Raw genomic sequence first — 8,475 nt, 5'->3', positions numbered from 1 at the left:
GGACTCGATGAAGGCGGCGGTGGAGACGTCGCCGTAGGTGTAACCGATGCCGGTGCGGGCTCCGGCGTGGGCCTCGACCAGGACCATGGTGGTCGCGGCCCATTCCAGCGTGCCGTCCTGCTCGGTGCCGTCCGGTCCGTCGGTGGGCACGGTGAAGGCATGGACGGCGAGGCCGTCCACTGTGGGCGCATCACTCATCGCGGATGGTCCTCCAGTGCCCGTTGTCAGTGGCGGCCGGGCAGATGGCTGGTGAACTCCAGGACCTTCTGGCGCAGTCCCCGTTTGGCGATCGGGCCCCGGTCCGGGTCGTGGAGCATCGCCTTGGCGGTCTTCTTGGCCTGGGACTTCATCGTGTGCGGCGGAATCGGAGCGATGTCCGGGTCCACCTTGAACTCCAGGACGACCGGTGCCCTGCTCGACAGGGCCTCGTCCCAGGCCGCACCGACATGCTCGGGCTGGTCGCAGAAGATGCCCTTGAGGCCGAGGAGTTCGGCGTACCGGGCGTAGGGGACGTCGGGGATCCACTGGGAACCGGGGAACTTGGGGTCGCCGGCCATGGCGCGCTGCTCCCAGGTGACCTGGTTGAGGTCCTGGTTGTTGAAGACGCAGAAGATGAACGGGGCGCCGCCGGCCAACCGGTCCCAGTAGCGCTTGACGGTGATCATCTCGTTCATGCCGTTCATCTGGAAGGCGCCGTCGCCGACGAAGGCGATCACCGGGTGGTCGGGGTAGGCGAAGCGGGCGGCGATGGCGTAGGGCACGCCGGGGCCCATGGTGGCCAGGGTGCCGGAGAGCGAGGCGTGCATCCCGGGTTTGAGGTCGAGGTACCGGGCCCACCAGTTGGTGCCGGAGCCGGAGTCGGCGGTGAGGATGCACCCGTCAGGCAGGCGCGGCGACAGTTCGTGGGCGACGGCCTGCGGGTTGATCTTCCCGTCGAAGTGCTGGTGGGCGCGTTTGTCCAGGATGTCGCCCCACTCGCGGACGTTGCCCTCGATCTCCTCACGCCAGGAGCGGTCTTCCTTGCGGTGCAGCAACGGGATCAGGGCGCGCAGGGTCTCCTTGGCGTCCCCGACGAGGTGGGCGTCCATCGGGTAGCGGATACCGATCATGCGGCCGTCGATGTCGATCTCCACGCCGCGGGCCTTGCCCTCCTCGGGCAGCCACTCGCTGTAGGGGAAGCTCGTGCCGACCATCAGCAGGGTGTCGCAGCGCTGCATCATCCGGTCGCTGGGGATGCTGCCGAGCAGGCCGATCGGGCCGGTCACGAACGGCAGGTCGTCGGGCAGCACCTCGCGGCCCAGCAGGGCCTTGGCGACGCCCGCCCCGAGCAGCTCGGCGGTCTCGATGACCTCGCCGGCGGCTTCGGCCGCACCCTGGCCGATGACCATGGCGACCCGGCTGCCGTCGTTGAGGATGTCGGCGGCCTTGCGCAGTTCGCCTTCGTTGGGCAGCACACGAGGGCGGCTCCAGCCGACGCTGGAGAACACCGCGCCATGGGTACGGGGCGGTGACGGCTGGGCCTCCTCCTCCTGGATGTCCTCCGGGATGATGATCGTGGCGACACCCCGCAGGGTGAGCGCGGTCTTGAACGCCCGGTCGATGACGTGCCGGGCTTGGGCTGGGTTGACGATCATCTGGCAGTACTCGGAGACATCGGCGAAGAGATGCTCGAGCGCGATCTCCTGCTGGTAGTGCGAGCCGAGGCACAGGGTCTTCTGCTGGCCGATCACAGCGACGACCGGTTGGTGGTCGAGCTTGGCGTCGTACAGCCCGTTCAGGAGGTGGACCGCGCCCGGCCCCGAAGTGGCAGCGCAACACCCCACCTCGCCGGTGAACTTGGCGTGCGCGCAGGCCATGAAGGCGGCCATCTCCTCGTGCCGAGGCTGGATGAACTCCGGATCGCCTTCGGCGCGATCGAACGCACCGAGCAGCCCGTTGATGCCGTCGCCCGGGTAAGCGTAGACCCGGTGGACGCCCCACTCCCTCAAGCGCTGCAGTACGAAATCCGCGACCTGTGGCATCGTCTCGTTCCTCTCATCCGGCTGAACCTTCTCGTGCACTCGCGCCTGCCCGACCCGACTGGCAGGAAACCGCGCCGCGGCCTGACCTGCTCGGCGGCAGGCTCGCTCCGGATGTCACCCGTTTCAGCCCAATACCCCACGGACACACGCCCCGTCGTCGACAGCTGCCATTGCCCTGGGTAGCGGCCCGCGAGGAGGCGATCACGATGGGCTCAGGACTCTCCTGGCGCGAGCACCTGATCCTTGGCGGAATCGAGGAACACCTTCGCGCCGACCGGGAACTCGACCTCGCGATGAGCACCATGCGTCCCCCCCGAGTGGGCGGTGGCGTCGACCGGCTGCTGCACCGGCTAGCCCGGATCCGGACCACCTGGCTGGTGCTGCTCGTCGCCCTCGCGTGCGGCTGGTCCGCGGTCGCTGTCGCCCTTCGCCCGCCCGTGGTCCTCGCCTGCCTGGCCTGGGCATGGGCGGCTGCCCTGACCGTCTGCGCCGCCAGACTCGTCTTGCGGCTGCGGACCAGGCACGAGACCCGCACACAGAAACCACGGTCCGTCCCTTAGCGACGAGCCGCAGCTCCACGCCCGGCATCGCCGCGCACCTTTAACAGCACCCGGCCGTTCCGAACCAGGACGCCCTTCCACTCCGTCGTGCTCGCGGTGCTGCGCTCCTGCTGTTGATCCGACGGCTGGCGTCTCGCTTCGCGCGCGCCGGGCGGCGGCGCCCTCCCCCCGGAACACCCCGCCGGGCTCGTTGCGGGTGCGGTGACGCCCGCCGCGCCGAGCAGTCAGACCCCCGTGACACCCGGCAGCCCGCCCCGACCCTTCCCCTCGGCTCCCGTCAGACGGAGGTCCGTTCAAGTCGAGGGCTTGGAAGTCTTCGGATGGAGCCGCACCGACTCGACGCCCACGGACGGAGGTGAATCCGACCGGCAGGGGTGAGCGCCTCGGACTGGCACCTCAGGAGGATGTTCTGGCGTCCTCGACGTCGCTTTGGGCCTGCTGGAGAGCGTTCGTCCCCTGGTTGAGTGCCTCGTCAAGCCGCCGGCGCGCAGCGGGCAGCAAAGCCGCGGCTTCGGACAGGTAGGCGGATGCCGGGAAAGCTGCTGAGGCTCGAGGCGAGAACGCTTTTCCAGGGTCCGTAGCAGGGTCAGGTGGGCCGTGGCCAGGCCCAGGATTCCGCACACGCCCGCTCCCACCAGGAGGCCGGCGCCAAGTCCCGCCTGTCGCACGGTCGCGATCAGGTCGCTCCGCACGCGGTTCATCTCCTGACGGACCAGATCCGCGGTGGAGTCGGTGAGGCGGCGGGCCGCCTCACCGATGCCTTGATCGGCGCCGTTCGAGGTTGTGCTCATGATTGGCCTCCTCACCGATTGACATCGAACGGCGTCGTGTGCCCGGCAGCGATCGGCGCTAACGCGGCGCGGATGGACGCGTCGAGGTTCCTACGCGTGTCGCGGCTCGAACCATCTCAAGCCTTCCGTAGCGTAGCGTCCGGAATCGACCACTCACCGTAATGGGTTGCTGTCGCCCTCGGAGCCTAGGAGCCCGACACTCGATGTATTTCGTCCGAACATTCCACGATGTGTTCGCGGTGGAGTCCGTCATGGCGGCGGTCGTCTTCGCACTGGTGGGCGCGGGAGTCACTTTCGCCGTCGTCCGGCGCAGGGCCCGGCCCGGAGTCGAGGCCTCCGGGCGTCACGAAAGGAAGACCCTCGAACTGATCTACCTGTCCGCGTTGGGCGGCATCGCCGCGTTCCTCGTGACGTTCACGGCGCTGGCCAACCACCGGGAGCACCGTGACCCGCCCGGACCTCCTCTGGATGTCAACGTGACTGCTTTCCAGTGGTGTTGGCAGTTCGACTACCCCGGCACGGCGGCCTCGGTCCGGGCCGACTGCACCCACGGCACGGTCCCGACCCTGGTGGTACCGACAGGCCGCCCCGTGCGCGTCAGCCTCACGTCCAAGGACGTCATCCACTCGCTGTGGGTGCCCGATCTCCGGTTCAAGCTCGACGCCTTCCCGGACCACACGAACTCCTTCACGATGACGCTCGACCACGAAGGCGACTGGGTCGGCCGCTGCGCCGAGTTCTGCGGACAGAACCACCACCTGATGGATTTCCGTCTGCGCGCCGTCTCCCCGTCCGAGTTCGAGAAGTGGCAGCCAGCCCACACCGCGCCCGCTGCGGCGGCGGCATGACCTCGCCCGCCACCGAGCAGCAGGAGTACCCGCCGCCGACCGTGCCCTCGCCCGGAAGCTGGCTCGGCTGGCTGACCAGCACCGATCACAAGCGGATCGGCATCCTCATTCTCGGCACCTCGCTGGCCCTGCTCTTCGCCATGGGAACGCTCGCCCTGATCATGCGGGGCCAACTCGCCCAGCCGGACGGGCACGTCGTCGACACCCACACCTACAACCAGCTGTTCACCATCCACGGCTCCGGCATGATCTACCTGGTCATGACCCCCTTCGCGCTGGGCCTGGGCGTCTACCTGGTGCCGCTCCAGATCGGCGCGCCGGCCATTGCCATGCCCCGCACGGTGCTGCTCGGCTACTGGCTGTACGCGCTGGGTGCGGTGGCCATGCTCTCCGGCTTCGCCGCCAGCAACGGCGCGCACACAGCTGGTTGGTTCTCCTATCCCCCGCTGTCCGGCGGTACGTACTCCCCCGGCTTCGGCAGCAGCCTGTGGGTACTCGGTACCTTCTTGGCCGTGACCGGCACGCTGATGATGGGCTGGGCCGTGCTGTGGACCATCCTGCGCCGACGGGCCCGCGGCATGACGATGCTCCGGATGCCGGTGTTCACCTGGTCCATGCTGGCCAGCTGCCTCATGGTGATCGGCGCGTTCCCCGCGCTCCTGGCGGCGCTCGCCCTGCTGACCGCCGGACGCATCTCCCCGGAGATCTTCACCCACAACGTCTGGAACATCGGTTACCAGCACCTGTTCTGGTTCTACGGGCACCCGGTCGTCTACGTGATGTTCTTCCCCTACCTGGGCGCCGCCTCCGAGGTCCTCGCGGTCTTCTCCGGCCGCCGTTTCTTCGGCTACCACGGCACCGTCCTGTCCCTGCTGGCCTTCTCCGCCCTGTCGATGAGCGTGTGGGGCCACCACATGTTCGCCACCGGGCAAGTCGTCAACGACTATTACTCATTGACCTCGGTCCTGCTGCTGATGCCCGCCGGGATCGAATACTTCAGCATGGTCGGCACGATCCTCGGCGGCCGGCTCGTCCTGAAGGTTCCGATGCTGTTCGCCCTCGCCTTCATCGTCCAGTTCCTCATCGGCGGCCTGAGCGGGATCATGGTCGGCACCCCGGTGATCGACTACCACGTCACCGACAGCTACTTCGTGGTGGCCCACCTGCACTACGTCCTGTTCGCCGGAAGCGCCTTCGCCCTGTTCGCCGGCTTCTACTACTGGTTCCCCAAGGTCACCGGAGTCCTGCTGGACGAACGGCTGGGCCGCCTTCACTTCTGGCTGCTGACCGCCGGCACGAACTTGACCTTCCTGCCGATGTTCGGACTCGGCTACCTCGGCATGCCCCGCCGCGTTTCCACCTACGAGCGGTTCGACGGGTTCACCACGCTCAACCTGCTGGCCAGTTGCGGCGCCGCACTGCTCGCACTGGGCATGCTCGCCTTCCTGGCGAACCTCGTGCGCGCGGCCCTGCGCCGCGATCGCGCGCCCGACGACCCGTGGCAGAGCCACACCCTGGAGTGGGCCACCACCTCCCCGCCGCCCGCGCTCAATTTCCCGCCCGAACGACCGCTTCCGCCGATCATCAGTCCCGCCCCGCTCCTGGACCTCCGCCAGAAACAGGGGGCGGTCCGGCGATGACGATTCGCCACCCGGGGCCCGCTGTCGTGGCCGCTTGGGGCCTGGGCAACGGCTTACTGGCCGCTCTCCTGGCGGGCTATGGAGAGGGTGGCTACGCTGTGTGGCTGTACGCAGCAGTGGTCGGCATGGTCGAACTCGCCGCCGGCGCAATCCTGCTGGCTGACCGCCGCCCCGGCAGCGCCAGGCGAGCGCGCTCGGCCCCCGTACACGGCGGATCCGCCGTCCTCCCGGCTGGCGCCGGACTCGCGCTGGCGGGCGCCGGTTTCATCTACGGCTGGTGGACGCTCGCCATCGCCGTCCCGCTCCTGGCACTGGCCGCAGCACTCTCGGTGCATGACCGTCGTGCGGCCGAGGACCGCGGCGAATGACCGAGCACGCACTCTCCATGGCCGTCACCGGTGTCGCCGGCTCCGTTCTGCTGCCCATCGGCGTCCTGGCCTCCCGCCGCGCCTCGATCTGGCGGCGGCTGGCCGTCCCCGCTCCCGTCGCCCTCGCCCTCTACGCGGCGGTGCACGCCGCCGCCATCCTGGCCGGGCGGCTGCACCACTTCACCGCCGGCGAGCACATCCTCACGGCGATCCCCCTGCTCGGGGCCGCGGCCCTGTTCTGGCTGCCGGTCCTCACACCGTACCGTCCGCTCAGTCCACCGGCCCGCTGCGTCTATCTCTACTCGGCCGCGCCGCTGCTCGACCTGCCCGCCGTCGCCCTGATCGCATCAGGGGAGTCCACCGACGGGCTCATCATGATCACGACCATGCTCCCGGTCCCGGTGGCGGCACTGGCCTCCACCTGGCGGTGGATCAGCCGGGAGGAGACCCAGGCGCTGGTGAACGAGGCATGACGCTCCCCCGGCGCCACCAGGGAAGGGAAGGCACAGGATGAACCGCTGGGGCAGGCGCGCCCAACGGGCCGCGGACGCACTCGACGCCCGCGTGCCGGTGTACGCCGCCGGAAAGGAGTTCCTGCGCAAGGTCTTCCCCGACCACTGGTCGTTCCTGCTCGGCGAACTCGCGCTCTACAGCTTCGTGGTCCTCGTCGCCACTGGCGTCTTCCTGACCTTCTTCTTCGTGCCGGACATGACCGAGAGTGCCTACCATGGCACCTACGCGCCGCTGCGCGGCGAGCAGGTGTCGGAAGCGTACGCCTCGACCCTGCGCATCACCTTTGACGTCCGCGGTGGCCTGTTGATGCGCCAGATGCACCACTGGGCTGCGCTGGTCTTCGTCGGCTCGATCACGCTGCACCTGTTGCGGGTGTTCTTCACCGGCGCGTTCCGCCGCCCGCGCGAGCTCAACTGGGTCATCGGTGTAACGATGTTCGCGCTCGCCGTCTTCGAAGGCTTCGCCGGCTACTCCCTGCCCGACGACTTGCAGTCCGGCACCGGACTGCGCACGGCCGAAGGCATCGTCCTGTCGATCCCGATCGTCGGCAGCTACCTGCAGTTCTTCATCTTCGGCGGGGAGTATCCCGGCCACGCGCTCATCCCTCGGCTCTACCCCACGCACATCCTGCTCGTCCCCGGCCTACTCATCGCGCTCATCACCGTTCACCTCATGCTGGTCGTCTACCTCAAGCACACCCAGTGGGCCGAGAAGGGGCGCACCAACAGCAACGTCGTCGGCAAGCCGCTCTTCCCCGCCTACGCCGCGAAGTCCATCGGCCTGTTCTTCACGCTCTCCGGTCTCATGGCGGTTCTCTCCGCCCTCATGCAGATCAACCCGATCTGGATGTACGGGCCCTACCGCACCGACCAGGTCTCCAGCGGCTCACAGCCCGACTGGTACGTCGGCTTCCTCGAGGGCGCACTGCGCGGCATGCTCGGCTACGAGACCCGACTGTGGGGGCACACCTTCGCGTGGACCGCGTTCGTCCCCGGTGTCGTCGTCCCCCTGCTGATGTTCGGCACCCTCTACGCCTGGCCGTTCTTCGAGGCGTGGATCACCGCCGACACCGGTGAGCACCACCTCTGCGACCGCCCGCGCAACCAGGCCACCCGAACGGCTGTCGGCGCGGCCGGAGTCACCGTCTACGTCCTGCTGATGCTCCTCGCCGGGCAGGACATCTTCGCCCTGGAGTTCCACCTCCAGCTGCACCTCATCACCTACACCCTGCGGATCTGCCTACTGATCCTGCCATTCCTCGTCTACCGGGCCACCCGCAGACTGTGTCTCGGTCTCCAGCTCCAGGACCACGACCGCCTCCGCGAAGGCGATGCCATCAGCACCGTCCGGCCTGAAGGCGCCGGCTATCGACGGCAGCGCACCGCCCTGAGCAGCGGAGCAGCTCACGGCATCCTGGTGCGCTACCCCGACGAGGTCCTCACCGAGGAACGCCTGCCGCCGCCGACCCGACACCGCCACGCGTGGCGTCAGCCCTGGCTGTGGCCGTGGCTCTGGATCCGCCCGAGTGTGCGCCGCCTACGTCTGCGGCTCAGCCGCTGGTTCCACCGCTCCAGGGTCCCCCTCCCCACCACCCCGTACCTGCGTACCCGGATCGCCGAGGCGACCGCACCACCGGCGGAAGCCGAACGCCGTGCGGAGCAGGCCCGGGCGGCAGACCGCGCCCATCCACACCCCTGACCGGTGAGACACGAGCGGCAATGGCCAAGCGCCACC

8 protein-coding genes and 1 pseudogene are annotated in these 8,475 nt (G+C 68.8%); 6 read left to right on the top strand and 3 right to left on the bottom strand.

The annotated features are described in order from the left end of the window. A pseudogene (locus tag ACZ4WV_RS33985) lies at nt 1–198 on the bottom strand (enolase C-terminal domain-like protein); the annotation flags it as partial. 26 nt (nt 199–224) lie between these two features. After that, on the bottom strand, nt 225–2,021 hold the full coding sequence (locus ACZ4WV_RS33980) for a thiamine pyrophosphate-requiring protein (RefSeq protein WP_465752731.1): 1,797 nt from the start codon (nt 2,019–2,021) through the stop codon (nt 225–227). Nucleotides 2,022–2,227: 206 nt separating this feature from the next. On the opposite strand from ACZ4WV_RS33980, the gene ACZ4WV_RS33975 reads away from it, so the two are divergent. Beyond that, nucleotides 2,228–2,581 carry a hypothetical protein gene (locus tag ACZ4WV_RS33975; protein WP_465752729.1) on the top strand — a complete coding sequence of 118 codons (354 nt, stop codon included), beginning with the start codon at nt 2,228–2,230 and terminating at the stop codon, nt 2,579–2,581. 293 nt (nt 2,582–2,874) lie between these two features. On the opposite strand, the gene ACZ4WV_RS33970 is transcribed toward ACZ4WV_RS33975, so the two are convergent. Then, nucleotides 2,875–3,372 carry a phage holin family protein gene (locus ACZ4WV_RS33970; protein ID WP_465752727.1) on the bottom strand — a complete coding sequence of 166 codons (498 nt, stop codon included), beginning with the start codon at nt 3,370–3,372 and terminating at the stop codon, nt 2,875–2,877. Nucleotides 3,373–3,575: 203 nt separating this feature from the next. Here ACZ4WV_RS33970 and ACZ4WV_RS33965 point away from each other — a divergent pair, with 203 nt between their 5' ends. The 5 genes from ACZ4WV_RS33965 to qcrB all read left to right on the top strand — a co-directional run bounded on the left by ACZ4WV_RS33965 (nt 3,576) and on the right by qcrB (nt 8,439). Next, the gene (locus tag ACZ4WV_RS33965; protein WP_465752725.1) at nt 3,576–4,220 is read left to right on the top strand and encodes a cytochrome c oxidase subunit II; all 645 of its coding nucleotides are present in this window, start codon (nt 3,576–3,578) and stop codon (nt 4,218–4,220) included. Continuing rightward, entirely contained in the window at nt 4,178–5,860 is a 1,683-nt protein-coding gene (locus tag ACZ4WV_RS33960; protein ID WP_465752723.1) for a cytochrome c oxidase subunit I, read from the top strand. The genes ACZ4WV_RS33965 and ACZ4WV_RS33960 overlap by 43 nt, the downstream gene beginning before the upstream one ends. A 98-nt stretch (nt 5,861–5,958) precedes the next feature. Continuing rightward, nucleotides 5,959–6,228: a hypothetical protein gene (locus ACZ4WV_RS33955; protein WP_465752719.1), complete on the top strand. Its 270-nt coding sequence runs from the start codon at nt 5,959–5,961 to the stop codon at nt 6,226–6,228. Continuing rightward, nucleotides 6,225–6,701, top strand: coding sequence for a hypothetical protein (locus ACZ4WV_RS33950; protein WP_465752715.1), 477 nt, complete (start codon nt 6,225–6,227; stop codon nt 6,699–6,701). Before ACZ4WV_RS33955 ends, ACZ4WV_RS33950 begins: the two co-directional genes overlap by 4 nt. A gap of 37 nt (nt 6,702–6,738) precedes the next feature. Beyond that, the gene (qcrB, locus tag ACZ4WV_RS33945; RefSeq protein ID WP_465752713.1) at nt 6,739–8,439 is read left to right on the top strand and encodes a cytochrome bc1 complex cytochrome b subunit; all 1,701 of its coding nucleotides are present in this window, start codon (nt 6,739–6,741) and stop codon (nt 8,437–8,439) included. The last annotated feature ends 36 nt before the right edge of the window (nt 8,440–8,475 follow it).

The organism is Kitasatospora sp. NPDC029312 (assembly GCF_055569215.1).
The sequence above is the reverse complement of the archived record's forward strand: the minus strand, read 5'-3'. Positions and strand labels throughout refer to the sequence as shown.

What these genes read in the sequence shown, in the direction of transcription:
- ACZ4WV_RS33950 (WP_465752715.1), top strand. Translation starts at nt 6,225, where the DNA reads ATGACCGAGCACGCACTCTCCATGGCCGTCACCGGTGTCGCCGGCTCC.
- ACZ4WV_RS33980 (WP_465752731.1), bottom strand. Translation starts at nt 2,021, where the DNA reads ATGCCACAGGTCGCGGATTTCGTACTGCAGCGCTTGAGGGAGTGGGGC.
- ACZ4WV_RS33970 (WP_465752727.1), bottom strand. Translation starts at nt 3,372, where the DNA reads ATGAGCACAACCTCGAACGGCGCCGATCAAGGCATCGGTGAGGCGGCC.
- ACZ4WV_RS33975 (WP_465752729.1), top strand. Translation starts at nt 2,228, where the DNA reads ATGGGCTCAGGACTCTCCTGGCGCGAGCACCTGATCCTTGGCGGAATC.
- ACZ4WV_RS33965 (WP_465752725.1), top strand. Translation starts at nt 3,576, where the DNA reads ATGTATTTCGTCCGAACATTCCACGATGTGTTCGCGGTGGAGTCCGTC.
- qcrB (WP_465752713.1), top strand. Translation starts at nt 6,739, where the DNA reads ATGAACCGCTGGGGCAGGCGCGCCCAACGGGCCGCGGACGCACTCGAC.